The sequence below is a fragment of the Streptomyces fildesensis genome, assembly GCF_016107395.1.
GTDB classification, from domain to species: Bacteria; Actinomycetota; Actinomycetes; order Streptomycetales; family Streptomycetaceae; genus Actinacidiphila; species Actinacidiphila fildesensis.
Genome location: NZ_JAAIKO010000005.1, coordinates 292,074 through 312,462, shown reverse-complemented (window position 1 = coordinate 312,462; position 20,389 = coordinate 292,074). Strand labels below are relative to the sequence as shown.

At 71.9% G+C, this 20,389-nt stretch carries 17 protein-coding genes; 16 read left to right on the top strand and 1 reads right to left on the bottom strand.

Translation table 11 applies throughout. The annotated features are described in order from the left end of the window. Positions 1–33: 33 nt before the first annotated feature. The 13 genes from C6N31_RS11350 to C6N31_RS11290 all read left to right on the top strand — a co-directional run bounded on the left by C6N31_RS11350 (position 34) and on the right by C6N31_RS11290 (position 15,969). Positions 34–1,065: an aspartate carbamoyltransferase catalytic subunit gene (locus tag C6N31_RS11350; protein ID WP_138352600.1), complete on the top strand. Its 1,032-nt coding sequence runs from the start codon at positions 34–36 to the stop codon at positions 1,063–1,065. Then, the gene (locus tag C6N31_RS11345) at positions 1,062–2,348 is read left to right on the top strand and encodes a dihydroorotase (protein WP_138352599.1); all 1,287 of its coding nucleotides are present in this window, start codon (positions 1,062–1,064) and stop codon (positions 2,346–2,348) included. The genes C6N31_RS11350 and C6N31_RS11345 overlap by 4 nt, the downstream gene beginning before the upstream one ends. After that, the gene (locus C6N31_RS11340; protein WP_244809091.1) at positions 2,345–2,989 is read left to right on the top strand and encodes a PH-like domain-containing protein; all 645 of its coding nucleotides are present in this window, start codon (positions 2,345–2,347) and stop codon (positions 2,987–2,989) included. The genes C6N31_RS11345 and C6N31_RS11340 overlap by 4 nt, the downstream gene beginning before the upstream one ends. Next, positions 2,986–4,128, top strand: a complete 1,143-nt coding sequence (carA, locus tag C6N31_RS11335; protein WP_198357473.1) for a glutamine-hydrolyzing carbamoyl-phosphate synthase small subunit — start codon at positions 2,986–2,988, stop codon at positions 4,126–4,128. The genes C6N31_RS11340 and carA overlap by 4 nt, the downstream gene beginning before the upstream one ends. Further along, positions 4,121–7,432, top strand: a complete 3,312-nt coding sequence (gene carB / locus C6N31_RS11330; protein ID WP_198357472.1) for a carbamoyl-phosphate synthase large subunit — start codon at positions 4,121–4,123, stop codon at positions 7,430–7,432. The genes carA and carB overlap by 8 nt, the downstream gene beginning before the upstream one ends. 77 nt (positions 7,433–7,509) lie before the next feature. Further along, entirely contained in the window at positions 7,510–8,619 is a 1,110-nt protein-coding gene (locus C6N31_RS11325; RefSeq protein ID WP_138352596.1) for a quinone-dependent dihydroorotate dehydrogenase, read from the top strand. After that, the gene (gene pyrF / locus C6N31_RS11320; protein WP_138352595.1) at positions 8,616–9,461 is read left to right on the top strand and encodes an orotidine-5'-phosphate decarboxylase; all 846 of its coding nucleotides are present in this window, start codon (positions 8,616–8,618) and stop codon (positions 9,459–9,461) included. The genes C6N31_RS11325 and pyrF overlap by 4 nt, the downstream gene beginning before the upstream one ends. Before the next feature lie 255 nt (positions 9,462–9,716). After that, the gene (locus C6N31_RS11315; RefSeq protein WP_138352594.1) at positions 9,717–10,040 is read left to right on the top strand and encodes an integration host factor; all 324 of its coding nucleotides are present in this window, start codon (positions 9,717–9,719) and stop codon (positions 10,038–10,040) included. Positions 10,041–10,078: 38 nt separating this feature from the next. Next, a complete protein-coding gene (gene gmk / locus C6N31_RS11310; protein ID WP_138352593.1) occupies positions 10,079–10,672 on the top strand; it encodes a guanylate kinase in 594 nt (197 codons plus the stop codon). Positions 10,673–10,716: 44 nt separating this feature from the next. After that, positions 10,717–10,986 (top strand): DNA-directed RNA polymerase subunit omega, encoded by a 270-nt coding sequence (rpoZ, locus tag C6N31_RS11305; protein WP_138352592.1) that lies wholly within the window; start codon positions 10,717–10,719, stop codon positions 10,984–10,986. A 75-nt stretch (positions 10,987–11,061) separates the two neighbouring features. Continuing rightward, a complete protein-coding gene (gene coaBC, locus C6N31_RS11300) occupies positions 11,062–12,294 on the top strand; it encodes a bifunctional phosphopantothenoylcysteine decarboxylase/phosphopantothenate--cysteine ligase CoaBC (protein WP_498063715.1) in 1,233 nt (410 codons plus the stop codon). 231 nt (positions 12,295–12,525) lie between these two features. After that, entirely contained in the window at positions 12,526–13,734 is a 1,209-nt protein-coding gene (gene metK / locus C6N31_RS11295; RefSeq protein WP_138352590.1) for a methionine adenosyltransferase, read from the top strand. Between the two features lie 96 nt (positions 13,735–13,830). Continuing rightward, a complete protein-coding gene (locus tag C6N31_RS11290; protein WP_198357471.1) occupies positions 13,831–15,969 on the top strand; it encodes a primosomal protein N' in 2,139 nt (712 codons plus the stop codon). Between the two features lie 154 nt (positions 15,970–16,123). On the opposite strand, the gene C6N31_RS11285 is transcribed toward C6N31_RS11290, so the two are convergent. Next, entirely contained in the window at positions 16,124–16,768 is a 645-nt protein-coding gene (locus C6N31_RS11285; RefSeq protein WP_138353000.1) for a hypothetical protein, read from the bottom strand. 301 nt (positions 16,769–17,069) lie between these two features. Between C6N31_RS11285 and def the strand changes: the two genes are divergently transcribed. From def to C6N31_RS11270, 3 genes are all read left to right on the top strand, one after another. After that, on the top strand, positions 17,070–17,615 hold the full coding sequence (def, locus tag C6N31_RS11280; protein WP_138353001.1) for a peptide deformylase: 546 nt from the start codon (positions 17,070–17,072) through the stop codon (positions 17,613–17,615). Between the two features lie 112 nt (positions 17,616–17,727). Continuing rightward, positions 17,728–18,669, top strand: coding sequence for a methionyl-tRNA formyltransferase (fmt, locus tag C6N31_RS11275; RefSeq protein ID WP_138353002.1), 942 nt, complete (start codon positions 17,728–17,730; stop codon positions 18,667–18,669). A 188-nt stretch (positions 18,670–18,857) separates the two neighbouring features. Then, positions 18,858–20,372, top strand: coding sequence for an RsmB/NOP family class I SAM-dependent RNA methyltransferase (locus C6N31_RS11270; protein ID WP_198357470.1), 1,515 nt, complete (start codon positions 18,858–18,860; stop codon positions 20,370–20,372). Positions 20,373–20,389 lie beyond the last annotated feature (17 nt).

Here is a 20,389-nt window from a genome sequence, read left to right as displayed (position 1 = left end):
CCGCCGTCCCAGTACCCCCTTCGGAGTGACCCGATGAAGCGCCACCTGATCTCGGCCGCCGACCTGACCCGCGACGACGCCATCCTCGTACTCGACACCGCCGAGGAAATGGCCCGCGTGGCCGACCGGCCGATCAAGAAGCTGCCGACCCTGCGCGGCCGCACCGTCGTCAACCTCTTCTTCGAGGACTCGACCCGCACCCGCATCTCCTTCGAGGCCGCCGCCAAGCGGCTCTCCGCCGATGTCATCAACTTCTCCGCCAAGGGCTCCTCGGTCTCCAAGGGCGAGTCCCTCAAGGACACCGCGCTGACCCTGGAGGCGATGGGCGCCGACGCCGTCGTCATCCGGCACGGCTCCTCCGGAGCCCCGCACCGGCTCGCCACCTCCGGCTGGATCGGCGGCTCGGTCGTCAACGCCGGTGACGGCACCCACGAACACCCCACCCAGGCGCTGCTCGACGCCTTCACCATGCGCCGCCACCTGGCGGGCGCGAAGGACGGCGGCCCCACGTTCCACCGCGGTCCCGGTGACGGAAGCGGGCGCGATCTGGCGGGCCGCCGGATCACGATCGTCGGCGACATCCTGCACAGCCGGGTCGCCCGCTCCAACGTCCATCTGCTCAACACGCTCGGCGCCCAGGTCACCCTGGTCGCCCCGCCGACCCTGCTGCCGATCGGCGTGGACACCTGGCCCTGCGACGTCTCCTACGACCTGGACGCGGTGCTCGCCAAGTCCGACGCCGTGATGATGCTGCGGGTGCAGAGCGAACGGATGAACGCCGCGTTCTTCCCCACCGAGCGCGAGTACTCCCGCCGCTACGGCCTCGACGGCGGCCGGATGGCCGCCCTGCCGGAACACGCCATCGTCATGCACCCCGGCCCGATGAACCGCGGCATGGAGATCACCGCCGAGGTCGCCGACTCCGAGCGCTGCACCGTCGTCGAGCAGGTCGCCAACGGCGTCAGCATCCGGATGGCCGTCCTGTACCTGCTGCTCGGCGGGAACGAACCCGCCATCGCCACGGCCGCCCCCGCCGCCCGCACCGAGGAGAACCACCAGTCATGAGCAAGACCCTGATCCGAGGCGCGAAGATCCTTGGCGGCGACCCGCAGGACGTCCTGATCGACGGCGAGACGATCGCCGCCGTCGGAACCGCTCTGGAGGCCGGCGACGCCACCGTCGTCGAGGCCGACGGCATGATCCTCCTGCCGGGCCTCGTCGACCTGCACACCCATCTGCGCGAGCCGGGCCGCGAGGACTCCGAGACGGTCCTGACCGGCACCCGCGCCGCCGCCATCGGCGGCTACACCGCCGTGCACGCGATGGCCAACACCTTCCCCGTCGCGGACACCGCGGGCGTCGTCGAGCAGGTCTGGCGGCTCGGCCGCGAGTCCGGCTACTGCGACGTGCAGCCGGTCGGCGCCGTCACCGTCGGCCTGGCGGGCAAGCAGCTCGCCGAGCTCGGCGCGATGGCCGACTCCGCCGCCGGTGTGCGGGTCTTCTCCGACGACGGCAAGTGCGTCGACGACGCGGTGATCATGCGCCGCGCGCTGGAGTACGTGAAGGCCTTCGACGGTGTCGTCGCCCAGCACGCCCAGGAGCCCCGCCTCACAGAGGGCGCCCAGATGAACGAGGGCATCGTCTCCGGCGAACTGGGCCTGATCGGCTGGCCGGCCGTCGCCGAGGAGTCGATCATCGCCCGCGATGTGCTGCTCGCCGCGCACGTCGACTCCCGGGTGCACATCTGCCACCTGTCCACGGCCGGCTCCGTCGAGATCGTCCGCTGGGCCAAGTCCAAGGGCTGGAACGTGACCGCCGAGGTCACCCCGCACCACCTGCTGCTCACCGACGAGCTGGTCCGCTCGTACAACCCGGTCTACAAGGTCAACCCGCCGCTGCGCACCGAGGCCGACGTCATGGCGCTGCGCGAGGCGCTGGCCGACGGCACCATCGACTGCGTCGCCACCGACCACGCGCCGCACCCGCACGAGGACAAGGACTGCGAGTGGGCCGCGGCCGCCATGGGCATGGTGGGCCTGGAGACCGCGCTGTCCGTCGTCCAGCAGACGATGGTCGACACCGGTCTGCTCGACTGGGCCGGCGTCGCCGACCGCATGTCGGCGCGGCCCGCCGCCATCGGCCGGCTGGCAGGACACGGACGGCCGGTCGCCGCGGGCGAGCCCGCGAACCTCACTCTCGTCGATCCGGCATACCGTGGAGTGGTGAACCCCGCGGGCTTCGCCTCCCGCAGCCGCAACACCCCGTACGAGGGCCGCGAGCTGCCGGGCCGGGTGATCGCCACCTTCCTGCGGGGCAGGGCGACGGTCGTGGACGGGAAACTCGCGTGACAACTCTGACTCTTCTGCTGGCGGCGGACCAGAAGTCCCAGCAGGTCACCGACTGGTCCGCACGGATCGGCTGGATCGTCGGCCTGGGCCTGTTCGTCGCGCTCGTCTACTGGCTGATGCGCGAGGGCTGGAAGTGGCGCGGCACCCTGCAGGGCGGCCTGCCCGAGCTGCCCACCGCCCCCGAGGACGGCGCCGAACCGCTGCTGACCCTCGAGGGCCGCTACCACGGCAGCACCACCGCGGGTCAGTGGCTTGACCGCATCGTCGCCCACGGTCTCGGGGTGCGCAGCATGGTCGTGCTCACTCTGACGGAGCAGGGCCTGCGCGCGGAACGGACCGGCGCGCCGGACTTCTTCGTCCCCACCGCCGCACTGCGCGGCGCCCGGCTCGACAAGGGCATCGCCGGCAAGGTCCTCACCGAGGGCGGCCTGCTGGTGATCACCTGGGAGCACGGCGGCCGGCTCATCGACTCGGGCTTCCGCTCCGAGCACGCGGCCGAGCACGCCGGCTGGGTCGACGCGGTCGACTCCATGGCATCAACATCCGGGGCCGCGGCATCCGCAGCGGACGCCCCCGAACCCGACCAGCACCCCGGCGACAGTGCCGTCGCCGCCCCGCTCCACCAGGAAGGCCCACGATGACGACCTCCACTCAGCGGGCAGACAGGACCCCCGCCGTACTCGTCCTGGAAGACGGCCGGATCTTCCGCGGCCGTGCTTACGGCGCGGTGGGGGAGACCTTCGGCGAGGCCGTCTTCTCCACCGGCATGTCCGGTTACCAGGAGACGCTGACCGACCCGTCGTACCACCGCCAGGTGGTCGTCATGACGGCCCCGCACATCGGCAACACCGGCGTCAACGACGAGGACCCGGAGTCCTCCCGCATCTGGGTCGCCGGCTATGTGGTCCGCGACCCCGCCCGGGTCTCCTCCAACTGGCGCGCCCGCCGCACCCTCGACGAGGAACTCGTCAACCAGGGCGTCGTCGGCATCAGCGGCATCGACACCCGCGCCCTCACCCGCCATCTGCGCGAGCGCGGCGCCATGCGGGTCGGCATCTTCTCCGGTGCCGGCATCGGCACCGACGCGGACCTGCTCGCCAAGGTCCTCCAGGCGCCCGAGATGAAGGGCGCCGACCTGTCGGCCGAGGTGGCGACCAAGGAGTCGTACATCGTCCCGGCGATCGGCACCAAGCGCTTCACCGTGGCCGCGATCGACCTCGGCATCAAGGCGATGACGCCGCAGCGGATGGCCGAGCGCGGCATCGAGGTCCATGTGCTGCCCGCCACCGCGACCGTCGAGGACGTGTACGCCGTCGCGCCCGACGGGGTGTTCTTCTCCAACGGCCCCGGCGACCCGGCCACCGCCGACCACCCGGTCGCGGTGATGCGCGGTGTGCTGGAGCGGAAGACCCCGCTCTTCGGCATCTGCTTCGGCAACCAGATCCTGGGCCGCGCGCTCGGGTTCGGCACCTACAAGCTCAAGTACGGCCACCGCGGCATCAACCAGCCGGTCCAGGACCGCACCACCGGCAAGGTCGAGGTCACCGCGCACAACCACGGCTTCGCCGTCGACGCGCCGCTCGACACGGTCTCCGACACGCCCTACGGCCGGGCCGAGGTCAGCCACGTCTGCCTGAACGACAACGTGGTCGAGGGACTCCACCTCCTCGACCAGCTGGCGTTCAGCGTCCAGTACCACCCCGAAGCAGCCGCCGGCCCGCACGACGCCGCGTACCTGTTCGACCGCTTCGTATCTCTGATGGAGGGCCAGCGTGCCTAAGCGCACCGATATCCAGTCCGTCCTGGTCATCGGCTCCGGCCCGATCGTCATCGGCCAGGCAGCGGAGTTCGACTACTCCGGTACCCAGGCCTGCCGGGTGCTGAAGTCCGAGGGCCTGCGGGTCATCCTCGTGAACTCCAACCCGGCCACGATCATGACCGACCCCGAGATCGCCGACGCCACCTACGTCGAGCCGATCACGCCGGAGTACGTCGAGAAGATCATCGCCAAGGAGCGCCCCGACGCGCTCCTGCCCACCCTCGGCGGCCAGACCGCGCTCAACACGGCGATCTCGCTGCACGACAACGGCGTCCTGGACAAGTACAACGTCGAGCTGATCGGCGCCAACGTCGAGGCGATCAACAAGGGCGAGGACCGCCAGCTCTTCAAGGGCGTCGTCGAGGCCGTCAACGCCAAGATCGGCTACGGCGAGTCCGCCCGCTCCGTCATCTGCCACTCGATGGACGACGTCATCTCGGGGGTGGACACCCTCGGCGGCTACCCCGTCGTCGTCCGCCCGTCCTTCACCATGGGCGGCGCCGGCTCCGGCTTCGCCCACGACGAGGAAGAACTGCGCCGTATCGCCGGCCAGGGCCTCACGCTCTCGCCGACCACCGAGGTGCTCCTGGAGGAGTCCATCCTCGGCTGGAAGGAGTACGAGCTGGAGCTGATGCGCGACCGCAACGACAACGTCGTGGTCGTCTGCTCCATCGAGAACTTCGACCCGATGGGCGTCCACACCGGCGACTCCATCACCGTCGCCCCGGCGCTGACGCTGACCGACCGCGAGTACCAGAACCTGCGGGACGTCGGTATCGCGATCATCCGCGAGGTCGGCGTCGACACCGGCGGCTGCAACATCCAGTTCGCGATCAACCCCGAAGACGGCCGCGTCATCGTCATCGAGATGAATCCGCGGGTCTCGCGCTCCTCGGCGCTCGCCTCCAAGGCCACCGGCTTCCCGATCGCCAAGATCGCCGCCCGGCTCGCCGTCGGCTACACGCTCGACGAGATCCCGAACGACATCACCGAGAAGACCCCGGCGTCCTTCGAGCCGACGCTCGACTACGTCGTCGTCAAGGTGCCGCGCTTCGCCTTCGAGAAGTTCCCGGCGGCCGACGCGACCCTCACCACCACCATGAAGTCGGTCGGCGAGGCCATGGCGATGGGCCGCAACTTCACCGAGGCGCTGCAGAAGGCGCTGCGCTCGCTGGAGAAGAAGGGCAGCCAGTTCACCTTCACCGGCGAGCCCGGCCACAAGGACGCGCTGCTGGCCACGGCGGCGGTGCCGACCGACGGCCGGATCAACACCGTCATGCAGGCGATCCGCGCCGGCGCCACCCCGGAGGAGATCTTCGACGCGACGCGGATCGACCCGTGGTTCACCGACCAGCTCTTCCTGATCAAGGAGGTCGCCGACGATCTGGCGGCCGCCGACAAGCTCGGCCCCGAGCTGCTCGCCGACGCCAAGCGGCACGGGTTCTCCGACATTCAGATCGGTGAGATCCGGGGACTGCGCGAGGACGTCGTGCGCGAGGTCCGGCACGCGCTGGGGGTGCGCCCGGTCTACAAGACGGTCGACACCTGCGCCGCCGAGTTCGCCGCCAAGACCCCGTACTTCTACTCGTCCTACGACGAGGAGTCCGAGGTCGCGCCGCGCGAGAAGCCCGCCGTGATCATCCTCGGCTCGGGCCCCAACCGCATCGGCCAGGGCATCGAGTTCGACTACTCCTGCGTCCACGCCTCGTTCGCGCTGCACGACGCGGGCTACGAGACCGTGATGGTCAACTGCAACCCCGAGACCGTCTCGACGGACTACGACACCTCCGACCGCCTGTACTTCGAGCCGCTGACGCTCGAGGACGTGCTGGAGATCGTGCACGCCGAGTCGCTGGCCGGCCCGATCGCGGGCGTCATCGTCCAGCTCGGCGGCCAGACCCCACTCGGCCTGGCGCAGGCCCTCAAGGACAACGGGGTGCCGATCGTCGGCACCTCGCCCGAGGCCATCCACCTTGCCGAGGACCGCGGCGCCTTCGGCCGCGTCCTGGCCGAGGCCGGACTGCCCGCCCCCAAGCACGGCACCGCGACCACCTTCGACGAGGCCAAGGCCATCGCCGACGAGATCGGTTACCCGGTCCTGGTCCGCCCGTCGTACGTGCTCGGCGGCCGCGGTATGGAGATCGTCTACGAGGAGGCCCGGCTCTCCTCGTACATCGCCGAGTCCACCGAGATCAGCCCGACCCGCCCGGTCCTGGTCGACCGGTTCCTCGACGACGCCATCGAGATCGACGTCGACGCGCTCTACGACGGCACCGAGCTCTACCTCGGCGGCGTCATGGAGCACATCGAGGAGGCCGGTATCCACTCCGGCGACTCCGCCTGCGCACTGCCCCCGATGACCCTCGGCGGCTACGACATCAAGCGGCTGCGCGCCTCCACCGAGGCCATCGCCAAGGGTGTCGGCGTCCAGGGTCTGATCAACATCCAGTTCGCGCTGGCCGGGGACATCCTCTATGTCCTCGAGGCCAACCCGCGCGCCTCGCGCACCGTCCCCTTCACCTCGAAGGCGACCGCGGTGCCGCTGGCCAAGGCCGCCGCCCGGATCTCGCTCGGTGCGACCGTCGCCGAACTGCGGGCCGAGGGCATGCTCCCGAAGACCGGCGACGGCGGCACCCTGCCGCTGGACGCGCCGATCTCCGTCAAGGAGGCCGTCATGCCGTGGAGCCGCTTCCGCGACATCCACGGCCGCGGCGTCGACACCGTGCTGGGCCCGGAGATGCGCTCCACGGGCGAGGTCATGGGCATCGACTCCGTCTTCGGCACCGCCTACGCCAAGTCCCAGGCCGGCGCGTACGGCGCGCTGCCCACCAAGGGCACCGCGTTCATCTCGGTGGCCAACCGCGACAAGCGCAACCTGGTCTTCCCGGCCCGCGCGCTCGCCGACCACGGCTTCGAACTGCTCGCCACCTCCGGCACCGCCGAGGTGCTGCGCCGTAACGGCATCCACGCCACCATCGTGCGCAAGCAGAGCGAGGGCACCGGCCCGGACGGTGAGCCGACCGTGGTGCAGCTGATCCACGACGGCAAGATCGACCTGATCGTCAACACCCCGTTCGGCACCGGCGGCCGCCTCGACGGCTACGACATCAGGACCGCCGCGGTCTCCCGCGGTGTCCCGTGCCTGACCACGGTGCAGGCGCTCGCCGCCGCCGTGCAGGGCATCGACGCGCTCAACCGCGGTGACATCGGGGTCAGATCGCTGCAGGAACACGCGGAACGGCTGAACGCCGCCCGCGAGGGATAGCGCCAGGAGGGGGACACCGACCGGTGTCCCCCTCGCCATGTGACCGCCGCCCCGCAGAATCCCGTAGAAGGCTCCGCATGTATCCCCTCCTCTTCCGACTGCTCTTCCGGCGCATGGACCCCGAGCGGGCGCACCACCTGGCGTTCGCCTGGATCCGGTTCGCCGCCCGCGTCCCGGTCCTGCGTACCCTCGTGGCGGCCGTGCTCGCGCCCCGCCACAAGGCGCTGCGCACCGAGGCGCTGGGCCTGCGCATGCACGGCCCGTTCGGCCTCGCGGCCGGCTTCGACAAGAACGCCGTCGCGATCGACGGCATGGCGATGCTCGGCTTCGACCACATCGAGATCGGCACCGTCACCGGGCAGCCGCAGTCCGGCAACCCGAAGAAACGGCTCTTCCGCCTCGTCCAGGACCGGGCGCTGATCAACCGCATGGGCTTCAACAACGAGGGCTCCGCCGCGGTCGCCGCCCGGCTGGCGGCCCGTAACCCGGTCTTCCGGACGACGGTCGGCGTCAACATCGGCAAGACCAAGGTGGTCCCCGAGAACGAGGCCACCGGGGACTACGTGACGTCCACCGAGCGGCTCGCGGCCCACGCGGACTACCTCGTCGTCAACGTCTCGTCGCCGAACACCCCGGGCCTGCGCAATCTGCAGGCCGTCGACCAGCTGCGCCCGCTGCTGACCGCGGTGCGCGAGGCCGCCGACCGCACGGTCACCACCCGCCGGGTACCGCTGCTGGTGAAGATCGCCCCCGACCTGGCCGACGACGACATCGACGCGGTCGCCGACCTCGCCGTCGAACTCGGTCTGGACGGCATCATCGCCACCAACACCACGATCGCCCGCGACGGCCTGGGGCTGACCTCGGACCCGGCGCTGGTCCAGGAGACCGGCGGGCTGTCCGGCGCTCCGCTGCGATCCCGCTCACTGGAGGTGCTGAGCCGGCTGTACGCCCGGGTCGGCGACCGGATCACCCTGGTCGGGGTCGGCGGCGTCACGACCGCCGACGACGTCTGGGAGCGCATCCTGGCTGGCGCCACCCTGGTCCAGGGGTACAGCGCCTTCATCTACGAGGGCCCGTTCTGGTGCCGCGCCCTCCACAAGGGCCTCGCGGCCCGGCTGGCCGCGAGCCCGTACGCCACCCTCGCCGACGCGGTCGGCGCCGAACACCGGAAGGTGAGCTCATGAGCGTGGAGAACCTGGAACCCTTCGGCGCGCGGCTGCGGCACGCGATGGACACCCGCGGTCAGCTCTGCGTCGGCATCGACCCGCACGCGGCGCTGCTGACCTCCTGGGGCCTCAACGACGACGTGGCCGGTCTGGAGCGCTTCACCCGCACCGTGGTCGAGGCCCTCGCCGACCGGGTCGCCGTCCTCAAGCCGCAGAGCGCGTTCTTCGAGCGCTTCGGCTCGAAGGGCATCGCCGTGCTGGAGCGGGCCGTCGCCGACGCCCGCGCCGCCGGCGCGCTGGTGCTGATGGACGCCAAGCGCGGTGACATCGGCTCCACCATGGCCGCCTACGCCGCCACGTTCCTCGACAAGGACTCCCCGCTCTTCTCCGACGCGGTCACCGTCAGCCCGTACCTCGGCTTCGGCTCGCTGCGCCCCGCGCTGGACGCGGCGCGGATCTCCGGCGCCGGGGTCTTCGTCCTCGCTCTGACCTCCAACCCGGAGGGCGCCGAGGTCCAGCGGGCCACGGCGGCGAACGGTAAGTCGCTCGCCCAGGTGATGCTCGACCACATCGCGGCGGAGAACGCCGGCGAGCGGCCGCTCGGATCCGTCGGCGCCGTGGTCGGTGCCACCCTCGGCGAGGCCGGCGCGGACCTGGACGTCAACGGGCCGCTGCTGGCCCCCGGTATCGGCGCCCAGGGCGCGACGCCCGCCGGTCTTCCCGGGCTCTTCGGGTCCGCGGTCGGCAACGTCCTCCCGAGCGTGAGCCGCGATGTGCTGCGGCACGGCCCCGACGCGGCCGGACTGCGGGACGCCGCGGCCCGGTTCTCCGACGAGGTCCGTGCCGCCCTGGCGGGCTGAGCGGCAACCGGCGCCCTTCAGGACCCCTGTCGGGAGCCGCGACAGCGTCAACCGGTGCCGATATGTCCTAAAAATCCCAGCGGATCGAGTCTGACCAGGACTTTTCGTCTGTTCTCGCTGACTTGAGCCGCCGTGACCGCTAGTCTCCGACGAGAGCGAGCACGCAAGTGCTTCGTTCGTTGCCCTGCAGGTGAGGGCGACTAGGTTCCACAACCGGTCCGTATCCGACAGTTCGATATCCGAGGTGACGTAGGCGTGGCTCTTCCGCCCCTTACCCCTGAACAGCGCGCTGCCGCGCTCGAGAAGGCCGCTGCGGCTCGCCGGGAGCGCGCCGAGGTCAAGAATCGGCTCAAGCACTCCGGCGCTTCGCTGCACGAGGTCATCAAGTCGGGCCGAGAGAACGATGTCATCGGCAAGATGAAGGTCTCGGCCCTCCTTGAGTCCCTGCCCGGTGTGGGCAAGGTCCGCGCCAAGCAGATCATGGAGCGGCTCGGCATCTCCGAAAGCCGCCGGGTGCGGGGTCTCGGCTCCAACCAGATCGCATCTTTGGAGCGTGAGTTCGGCGGCGGCGCCGCCTGACGGTCCCCAGCACCTCCGGGAACCGGGATAATCGCTTCATGGCTGCAACATCCCGGGGGACGTCCCCCGTGCCCCCGGACGTACGTCCGCGGCTGACCGTGCTCTCCGGCCCCTCCGGGGTCGGCAAGAGCACGGTCGTCGCTCATATGCGCAAGGTCCACCCCGAGGTATGGCTCTCGGTGTCGGCCACCACTCGTCGGCCACGGCCGGGCGAGCAGCACGGAGTGCACTACTTCTTCGTGGACAACGACGAGTTCGACAAGCTCGTCGCCAACGGTGAACTGCTGGAGTGGGCCGAGTTCGCGGGCAACCGCTACGGCACCCCGCGCAAGGCGGTCCTGGACCGGCTCGACGCGGGCGAACCCGTGCTGCTGGAGATCGATCTGCAGGGTGCCCGGCTGGTCCGCCAGTCGATGCCCGAGGCGCAGCTCGTCTTCCTGGCCCCTCCGAGCTGGGACGAGCTGGTCCGCCGGCTCACCGGGCGGGGCACCGAATCGCCCGAGGTGATCGAGCGGCGGCTGGCCGCGGCCAAGGTCGAACTGGCTGCCGAATCCGAGTTCGACATCACCCTTGTCAATACCTCCGTCGAGGATGTAGCACGTGAGCTGCTAGCCTTGATGAGAGTTGTATGATCCACTTCCATTCTTTTCCACAAGCAAGTAGGGGTAGGTAGAGAATGTCCTCTTCCATCACCACGCCCGAGGGCATCATCAACCCGCCGATCGACGAGCTGCTCGAGGCCACGGACTCGAAGTACAGCCTGGTGATCTACGCGGCCAAGCGCGCGCGCCAGATCAACGCGTACTACTCCCAGCTCGGTGAAGGCCTGCTGGAGTACGTCGGCCCCCTGGTGGACACCCACGTCCACGAGAAGCCGCTGTCGATCGCGCTGCGCGAGATCAACGCGGGACTGCTGACCTCCGAGGCCATCGAGTCGGCCGGCTAGCAGTACCCGAATCCTTGTCACCACGGGCCCGGCAGCACCGCTGCCGGGCCCGTGGTGTGTGATGGACACCAGAGAATCCACAGCTCGGCGGGAGAGACGATGGGCCAGCCACAGGTCGTCCTGGGGGTGAGCGGCGGGATCGCCGCCTACAAGGCGTGCGAGCTGCTGCGGCGGCTCACCGAGTCCGGGCACGGCGTACGCGTGGTCCCCACCGATTCGGCGCTGCACTTCGTGGGAGAGGCCACCTGGTCGGCGCTGTCCGGCAACCCCGTCTCGACCCGGGTGTGGGACGACGTCCAGGAAGTCCCGCACGTCAGGATCGGCCAGCACGCCGACCTCGTGGTGGTCGCCCCGGCCACCGCCGACCTGCTCGCCAAGGCCGCGCACGGCCTCGCCGACGACCTGCTCACCAACACTCTGCTCACCGCGCGATGTCCGGTGGTGTTCGCGCCGGCCATGCACACCGAGATGTGGGAACACCCCGCCACCCAGGAGAACGTCGCCACCCTGCGCCGCCGGGGCGCGATCGTGATCGAGCCCGCCGTCGGCCGGCTGACCGGTGTGGACACCGGCAAGGGCCGGCTGCCCGACCCCGCCGAGATCTTCGAGGTCTGCCGCCGGGTGCTCGCCCGCGGCCCGCGGGGGCTCGCGACCGATCTCGCCGGGCGCCATGTGGTGATCAGCGCCGGCGGCACCCGTGAGCCGCTGGACCCGGTGCGCTACCTGGGCAACCGCTCCTCGGGCAAGCAGGGCTACGCACTGGCCCGTACGGCGGTCGCCCGCGGCGCCCGGGTCACCCTGGTGGCCGCCAACACCGACCTCGCCGACCCGGCGGGCGCCGATGTGGTGCGGGTCGGCACCGCGCTGCAGCTGCGCGAGGCGGTGCTGAAGGCGGCGGCGGACGCCGATGTGGTCGTCATGGCGGCGGCCGTGGCGGACTTCCGGCCCGCGTACTACGCCGAAGGCAAGATCAAGAAGAAGGACGACCAGGAGCAGCCGCCCCTGGAACTCGTCCGCAACCCCGACGTCCTCGCCGAACTCGCCACACAACGTTCATACCCCGGACAGCTCATCGTCGGGTTCGCCGCCGAAACCGACGATGTACTGGCGAACGGTCGGGCCAAACTGCTCCGCAAGGGCTGTGACCTGCTCGTTGTCAACGAGGTCGGGGACCACAAGGCGTTCGGCTCCGAGGAGAACGAAGCCGTGGTGCTGGGTGCGGACGGCAGCGAGACCCCGGTACCGTACGGTCCGAAGGAAGCCCTCGCCGACCAGGTGTGGGATCTCACGCTGGCCCGGTTGACGTGAAATAGTTCCTCCGGGTGTACCAAAACCGGAATTCTGCGGCATTCTGCCCGTGCGACAAGGCCGATCGTCGTACCGGCGCCAGTGGTGTCGCAGGTCACGGCATATCCAAGTACCGAGATGGCTTGTCGGTCCGGCCGGAGCGAACGATAAACTAGCCACGGAACGCCGGGCGCAGCCCCGCGCGTCCCACCCCATGATCAGCCAGCAGCCGCTGCAACCCCAGGGAGCAATGTGTCCCGCCGCCTGTTTACCTCGGAGTCCGTCACCGAGGGACATCCCGACAAGATCGCTGACCAGATCAGCGACACGATCCTCGACGCCCTCCTCAAGGAGGACCCGACCTCCAGGGTCGCGGTCGAGACGCTGATCACCACCGGCCAGGTGCACGTCGCCGGTGAGGTCACCACCAAGGGATACGCGGACATCGCGACCCTGGTGCGCAACAAGATCCTCGAGATCGGCTACGACTCGTCGAAGAAGGGCTTCGACGGCGCCTCGTGCGGCGTCTCGGTGTCCATCGGCGCGCAGTCGCCCGACATCGCCCAGGGTGTGGACACCGCTTACGAGCAGCGTGTCGAGGGTGACGAGGACGAGCTCGACAAGCAGGGCGCCGGCGACCAGGGCCTGATGTTCGGCTACGCCTGCGACGAGACCCCCGAGCTGATGCCGCTGCCGATCCACCTGGCACACCGGCTCGCCCGCCGGCTCTCCGAGGTCCGCAAGAACGGGACCATCCCGTACCTGCGCCCGGACGGCAAGACCCAGGTCACCATCGAGTACGACGGCGACAAGGCCGTCCGCCTCGACACCGTGGTCGTCTCCTCGCAGCACGCCTCGGACATCGACCTCGAGTCGCTGCTCGCGCCCGACATCCGCGAGTTCGTCGTCGAGCACGAGCTCAAGGCGCTGCTCGGTGACGGCATCAAGCTGGAGACCGAGGGTTACCGCCTGCTGGTGAACCCGACCGGTCGCTTCGAGATCGGCGGCCCGATGGGCGACGCCGGCCTCACCGGCCGCAAGATCATCATCGACACCTACGGCGGCATGGCCCGTCACGGCGGCGGTGCCTTCTCGGGCAAGGACCCGTCCAAGGTCGACCGTTCCGCCGCGTACGCCATGCGCTGGGTCGCCAAGAACGTCGTCGCCGCGGGCCTCGCCTCGCGCTGCGAGGTCCAGGTCGCCTACGCGATCGGCAAGGCCGAGCCCGTGGGTCTGTTCGTCGAGACCTTCGGCACCGCGTCCGTGGACGTCGAGAAGATCGAGCAGGCCATCGCGTCGGTCTTCGACCTGCGCCCGGCCGCGATCATCCGCGACCTGGACCTGCTGCGTCCGATCTACTCCCAGACCGCCGCGTACGGCCACTTCGGCCGCGCGCTGCCGGACTTCACCTGGGAGCGCACCGACCGTGTCGAGGCGCTGCGCGCCGCCGCCGGTCTGTAGGACCCGGCAGCAGACACACCCGCACCACGCGTACGGCCCCGGACCCTGCGGTCCGGGGCCGTCGCGCTGTCCGGGACGTCTGGTAGGACTGGGGCTGTGAGCAGCGAGGACGAGCGGACGAATCCACCGGCGGGGGAGCAGCTGGCGCTCATCCGCGAGTCCGTGCGCAAGGCGAAGGAACCCAAGGCCAGGCGTGGCACCTGGCGCGGTGCCGATCTCGCCGAGGGGCTGCCCGTCGCCCGCGTCCTGGTCGACAAAGGCGTGCTGCACCTCGACAAGTACTTCGACTACGCGGTGCCCGCCGCGATGGACGCGGACGCGCAGCCCGGGGTCCGGGTCAGGGTCCGCTTCGGCGCCGGGGCGCACAACGTCGTCAGCGGACGCCGCGAGGGCGGCGGGCTGATCGACGGTTTCGTCGTCGCCCGGCTCACCGAGTCCGACTACGCAGGCCCGCTCGCGGCGATCGCCCAGGTGGTGTCCCCGGAGCCGGTGCTCAGCCCGGCGCTGCTGCGGCTCTGCCGCGCGGTCGCCGACCGGTACGCCGGATCGCTCGCCGACGTGATCCAGCTCGCCGTGCCCGCCCGGCACGGCCGGGTGGAGAAGAAGCCCTCCCCGGAACCGCCCGCCACCCCCGCCCCACCGGAGCCCGGCACCTGGTCGCGCTATCCGACCGGCCCCGCGCTGCTGCGCGCGCTGGGCCGCGGTGACTCCCCGCGCGCCGTGTGGACCGCGCTGCCGGGCCCGCACTGGCCCGCCGAGCTGGCCGCCGCCATCGCCGCCACCCTCGCCTCGGGCCGCGGCGCGCTCGCGGTGCTGCCCGACGGCCGGGCCGCCGCCCGGGTCGACGCGGCGCTCACCGCGCTGCTCGGCGAGGGCCACCACGTCCTGCTCACCGCGGATGCCGGCCCCGAGGCGCGCTACCGGCGCTGGCTGGCGGTCAGCCGGGGCGCCGTCCGGGCGGTCGTCGGCACCCGGGCCGCGATGTTCGCCCCGGTGCAGGACCTCGGCCTGGTCGCGCTGTGGGACGACGGCGACTCCAGCCACGCCGAGCCGCACGCCCCCATGCCGCACGCCCGGGACGTGCTGCTGCTGCGGGCCACGGAGGAGCGGGCGGCCTTCCTGCTCGGCGGCCTCATCCGCACCGTCGAAGGCGCCCAGCTCGTCGAGACCCAGTGGGCGCTGCCGGTGGACGCCACCCGTGAGGCGGTCCGGGCGGCGGCGCCGCTCGTCCGCACCATCGGCGACGGCGACCAGGCGCGGGACGGGGCGGCCCGCGCCGCCCGGCTGCCGAGCCTCGCCTGGCAGGTGGCCAGGGAAGCGCTGCTGCGCGGCCCCGTCCTCGTCCAGGTCCCGCGCCGCGGCTATGTGCCGCGGCTGGCCTGTGAACGCTGCAGGGAACCCGCCCGGTGCGGAAAGTGCGCGGGACCGCTGGAGCTGACCGACGGCAGCAGCGCGCCGCAGTGCGGATGGTGCGGCCGCCCCGAGGCGGCGTGGCACTGCCAGGAGTGCGGCGGGTTTCGGCTGCGCGCCCAGGTGGTCGGCGCCCGGCGGACCGCGGACGAACTCGGCCGGGCGTTCCCGAAGGTCCCGGTCCGCACCTCGGGACGGGACGGCATCCTCGGAGCCGTCACCGGTACCCCGGCGCTGGTCATCTCCACGCCGGGCGCCGAACCGGTCGCGGAGGGCGGCTACGCGGCCGCGCTGCTGCTGGACGGCTGGGCGCTGCTCAACCGGCCGGACCTGCGGGCGGGGGAGGAGACGCTGCGCCGCTGGACGGGCGCGGCCGCCCTGGTCAGGCCCGCGACCGAGGGCGGCACGGTGCTGGTGCTGGCCGAGCCCACGCTGCGGCCGGTCCAGGCGCTGGTGCGCTGGGATCCCGCCGGGCACGCGGCCCGCGAACTGGCCGAGCGGGCCGAACTGGGCTTCCCACCCGTCTCGCGGATGGCCTCCGTGACCGGGAGCCCGGCGGCGGTGGCCGCACTGGTCGAGCTGGCCCGGCTGCCCGAGGGGGCCGCCGTCCTGGGACCGGTCCCGGTGTCCGGCGACCGGCCGGGCGGACCGCGCAGGGCCGGGGACGCCCCGGCGGGGGAGCACAGGGAGCGGATGCTGATCAGGGTCCCGCCGGGCAGCGGGGCGGCGCTGGCCGCCGCTCTCAAGGCCGCACAGGTGGCCCGTACGGCGCTCAAGCAGACCGATCAGGTCCTGGTCCGCATCGACCCGCTGGACATCGGCTGACCGGTCCCCAGAGACCCAGGACGTCCGGTCCGGTTCTGGACATGGCGCCGCCCCGGCGTCCGACCTGTCGGCGTGGCGGGCGGCGGGGCGGCTGGTCCTGCGGAAACGCACCGCGGGTGGTGCGGGTGCGGTGCGGTGGTGCGGGTGGTGCCGCTCAGCCGCTGCGCGGACCGGGAAGCGCGCCGGGGAAGGCGTCCTCCCGGGCGTTGGCCGGCAGATGTCCCGGCACATGTCCCGGCATCTGCTGCGGCAGCTGCGCGGGCAACGGCCCGGACCCCTGCGAGGGCAGGTGCCCGGACATCGGCCCGGCCGGCTGCCCCGACATCGGCGCGGACATCTGGTCCGGCATCGAGCGCGCCGCCGGCACGCCGGCCATCGGGGGAGCGGACGCCGCGGCGTGCACCCCCGTGGTGTCCGGCTGCGAGGACTCGTCCTCCGTACCGTGGACGGCATGGCGGCGCGCCCCGTACCGGCGGTGCACCGCCTGTTTCGTCACCCCGAGGGCGGAGCCCACCGCGTCCCAGGAGAACCCCAGCGAGCGGTCGAACTCCACCGCCGCCGTGACCAGGGTCTCCACACTGTCGCGGAGTTCCTGGGCGAGCCGCACGGTGGGTGCGGGGGCGCGTCCGTAGACGACGAATCCGGCGGCGGGACCGCTGCGCCGCGGTCGGTACACATTGCCCAGCTGGGCGGTCAGGGTCCGTAGCGCGTCCACCTGTCGGCGGACCCTTTCGATGTCCCGCACCAGTAGGTGCAGGCTTGCCCGGGCCTGGGCGTCATGGGTTGCGTGGTCGGGCATCAACAAGCCTCTCCAACCGGCGTTGATAAGGATCGGGCCGTGTCCGTGGTGTGATGGCCCTTTTTCGGTCAATCTCTCTTGACCAACGCTCCAGCGGGCCATCGAGTCACGCATCAGGGGGCGTGCTGATGTTTCCGGGGGGCGCGAACGACCGCGTGCACCCCCGAACGGGTCGGCCCCTAGAATTGGACGGCCCCCAGCTACCGCTGGGAGGTGCCCCCACAGCCACATCCCCCGAACTTCGTCCGGGGGTGCCCCCAGGGGTGCCGCCCGCTCCGTCCGACCCGGGAGCCCGCCAGCCGTGTCCGTCACGCCCATCCGCCTCTTCGGCGACCCGGTGCTGCGCATGACGGCGCAGCCTGTCACCACCTTCGACAAGGAACTCCGCACCCTCGTCCAGGATTTGACCGAGACCATGCAGGCGGCGCCGGGCGCCGGCCTCGCGGCCCCGCAACTGGGCGTCTCGCTGCGGGTCTTCACCTACTTCGTCGACGGCGAAATGGGGCATCTGGTCAACCCGGACCTCACGCTCAGCGAGGAGGAGCAGGACGGCCCCGAGGGCTGTCTGTCGCTCCCCGGCCTGACCTACGACTGCGTCCGCTCCTACGGTGTCGTCGCCAAGGGCTTCAACATGTACGGCGACCCGGTCACCATCGAGGGCACCCAGCTGCTGGCCCGCTGCATCCAGCACGAGACCGACCACCTCGACGGCATCATCTTCATCGACCGGCTCGACGCCGAGCAGCGCAAGGCCGCGATGAAGGCGATCCGGGAGGCGGAGTGGGCGGACCTGGGCGTGCCGCAGGTGAAGGTCTCCCCGCACAGCACCTTCGGCAGCGCGCTGTGAGTCCGGCCGCCCGAACCGCTGCCCTGACCGCTGCCCTGACCGCCGTCCGACCCGCCGCGCGGACCACCGCCCACGGCCGTCCCCCCTGCCAACGAGAGGCACAGAACCCACGATGAGGCTCGTCTTCGCAGGCACTCCCGAGGTCGCCGTCCCCGCCCTGGAGGCGCTGCTGGCGTCGGACCGGCACGAGGTCGTCGCCGTCGTCACCCGCCCCGACGCGACCGCGGGCCGCGGCCGCAAGCTGGTCTCCAGCCCGGTCGCCCAGCGGGCCGAGGAGGCCGGCATCGAGGTGCTCAAGCCCGTGAAGCCGCGGGACGAGGACTTCCTCGCCCGGCTCCGGGAGATCGCCCCGGACGCCTGCCCGGTCGTCGCGTACGGCGCGCTGCTGCCCAAGGCCGCGCTCGAGATCCCGGTGCACGGCTGGGTCAACCTGCACTTCTCGCTGCTTCCCGCCTGGCGCGGCGCGGCTCCTGTACAGCACGCGGTGATGGCCGGTGACGAGGTCACCGGCGCCTCGACGTTCCTCATCGAGCAGGGGCTCGACTCCGGCCCGGTCTTCGGCGTCGTGACCGAGGAGGTCCGGCCCACCGACACCAGCGGAGATCTGCTCACCCGGCTCGCGCACAGCGGCGCCGGGCTGCTCACCGCGACCATGGACGGCATCGAGGACGGCCGCCTGGTGCCCCGTACACAGCCCACCGAGGGCATCACCATCGCCCCCAAGATCACCGTCGAGGACGCGGCGGTGGACTGGAACGCGCCCGCGCTGCGCGTCGACCGGCTGATCCGCGGCTGCACCCCGGCGCCCGGCGCCTGGACGCTGCTCGACGGCGAACGGTTCAAGCTCGGCCCCGTGACCCCGCTGCCCGGCCGCGAGGACCTCGCGGGACTGGCCCCCGGCGAGCTCTCCGTCGCCAAGAACGCGGTGTACGTGGGCACCGGCAGCCACGCCGTGGAACTCGGCGAGGTGCAGCAGCAGGGCAAGAAGCTGATGCGCGCCGCCGACTGGGCGCGCGGCGTCCGCCTCGCCTCCGGCACCCGCCTGGGCGCGTAGCCCGCACCCCTTCCGACGAGGAGCGCCGTCCCGCCGGACGGTGACGGCCCGCGGCCGGCCCCGGTCGCCCGGGTGAGCGGTCGGCGGGCCGGCGGCCGTACGCTTTGTTCACGCCCTGTGCGCGGGAGGGGGCATCCCGCCGCCCGGGCGCAGCAGTTTTTTCCGACCGAGTCCGGAGCACATTGATCGTGAACGACCAGCCGCGCAGCCGACCGCAGGGCACCTCGCAGGGGAAGTCCCAGGGCAAGCCGAAGGGCAAGCCCTACCGCAGGCCCCAGCGGGATCCGGTCCGGATCCTCGCCTTCGAGGCGCTGCGGGCGGTCGACGAGCGCGACGCGTACGCCAACCTCGTCCTGCCCTCGCTGCTGCGCAACGCCGAGGCGGAAGCGGTCAAGAAGGGCGGCGAGTTCGACCGCCGGGACGCCGCCCTCGCCACCGAACTGGTCTACGGCACGCTGCGCCGTCAGGGCACCTACGACGCCGTGATCGCCGCCTGTGTGGACCGGCCGCTGCGCGAGGTCGACCCGCCGGTGCTGGACGTGCTCGCGCTCGGCGCGCACCAGCTGCTCGGTACCCGCATCCCGCCGCACGCCGCCGTCTCGGCCACCGTCGAACTGGCCCGGTGCGTGCTCGGCGACGGCCGGGCCCGGTTCGTCAACGCGGTGCTCCGCAAGATCGCCGCGCAGGACATCGACGCCTGGGTCGCCCAGGTCGCCCCGCCGTACGACGACGACCCCGAGGCGCACCTCGCCGTGGTTCACTCGCATCCGCGCTGGATCGTCTCCGCGCTGTGGGACGCGCTCGGCGGCGGCCGGGCCGGTATCGAGGACCTGCTGGAGGCCGACAACGAGCGGCCCGAGGTGACGTTGGTGGCCCGTCCCGGCCGTTCCACGGCCGAGGAGGTGGCCGCGTCGCTCCCGCCGGAGGCGACCGAGCCCGGCCGCTGGTCCCAGTACGCCGTACGGCTGGCCGAGGGCGGCGACCCGGGCGCGGTGGAAGCCGTCCGTGAGGGCCGGGCCGGGGTACAGGACGAGGGCAGCCAGCTGGTCGCGGCCGCGCTGGCGGCAGCTCCGCTGGACGGCCGGGACGCACTCTGGCTGGACGGCTGCGCGGGCCCCGGCGGCAAGGCCGCCCTGCTCGCCGCGCTCGCCGCGCAGCGCGGCGCCCTGCTCGTCGCGTCCGAGAAGCAGCCGCACCGGGCCCGGCTGGTGGAACGCACGCTGGCCGGCAACCCCGGCCCCTACCAGGTGATCGTCGCCGACGGCACCCGTCCCGCCTGGGCCCAGGGCTCCTTCGACCGGGTGCTCGTCGATGTGCCCTGCACCGGCCTGGGCGCGCTCCGCCGCCGCCCCGAGGCGCGCTGGCGCCGCAAGGCCGAGGACGTCGCGGGCTTCGCGACGCTCCAGCGCGGACTGCTCACCGAGGCGCTGCGAGCCGTCCGCGTCGGCGGCGTCGTCGGCTACGCCACCTGCTCGCCGCACCCGGCGGAGACCCGTGCCGTCGTCGACGACGTGCTGCGCGGCCTGGGGGCACCTACCAGCGGCAGCTGGGGGACGGACGGGCAGCCGGCCGCCGAGTGGATCGACGCCCGCCCCCTGATGTCCGGCGTCCCCGCGATCGGCGACAGCCCGGACGTCCAGCTCTGGCCGCATCTGCACGGCACCGACGCCATGTACCTGGCCCTGCTGCGCCGCACTGCCTGAGCTGCCCGCGGCCGAAC

Bases quoted from the DNA above. Each gene is read 5' to 3' on its own strand.
- C6N31_RS11350 (WP_138352600.1), top strand. From the start codon at position 34: ATGAAGCGCCACCTGATCTCGGCCGCCGACCTGACCCGCGACGACGCC.
- C6N31_RS11345 (WP_138352599.1), top strand. From the start codon at position 1,062: ATGAGCAAGACCCTGATCCGAGGCGCGAAGATCCTTGGCGGCGACCCG.
- carA (WP_198357473.1), top strand. From the start codon at position 2,986: ATGACGACCTCCACTCAGCGGGCAGACAGGACCCCCGCCGTACTCGTC.
- C6N31_RS11325 (WP_138352596.1), top strand. From the start codon at position 7,510: ATGTATCCCCTCCTCTTCCGACTGCTCTTCCGGCGCATGGACCCCGAG.
- pyrF (WP_138352595.1), top strand. From the start codon at position 8,616: ATGAGCGTGGAGAACCTGGAACCCTTCGGCGCGCGGCTGCGGCACGCG.
- gmk (WP_138352593.1), top strand. From the start codon at position 10,079: ATGGCTGCAACATCCCGGGGGACGTCCCCCGTGCCCCCGGACGTACGT.
- rpoZ (WP_138352592.1), top strand. From the start codon at position 10,717: ATGTCCTCTTCCATCACCACGCCCGAGGGCATCATCAACCCGCCGATC.
- C6N31_RS11285 (WP_138353000.1), bottom strand. From the start codon at position 16,768: ATGCCCGACCACGCAACCCATGACGCCCAGGCCCGGGCAAGCCTGCAC.
- fmt (WP_138353002.1), top strand. From the start codon at position 17,728: ATGAGGCTCGTCTTCGCAGGCACTCCCGAGGTCGCCGTCCCCGCCCTG.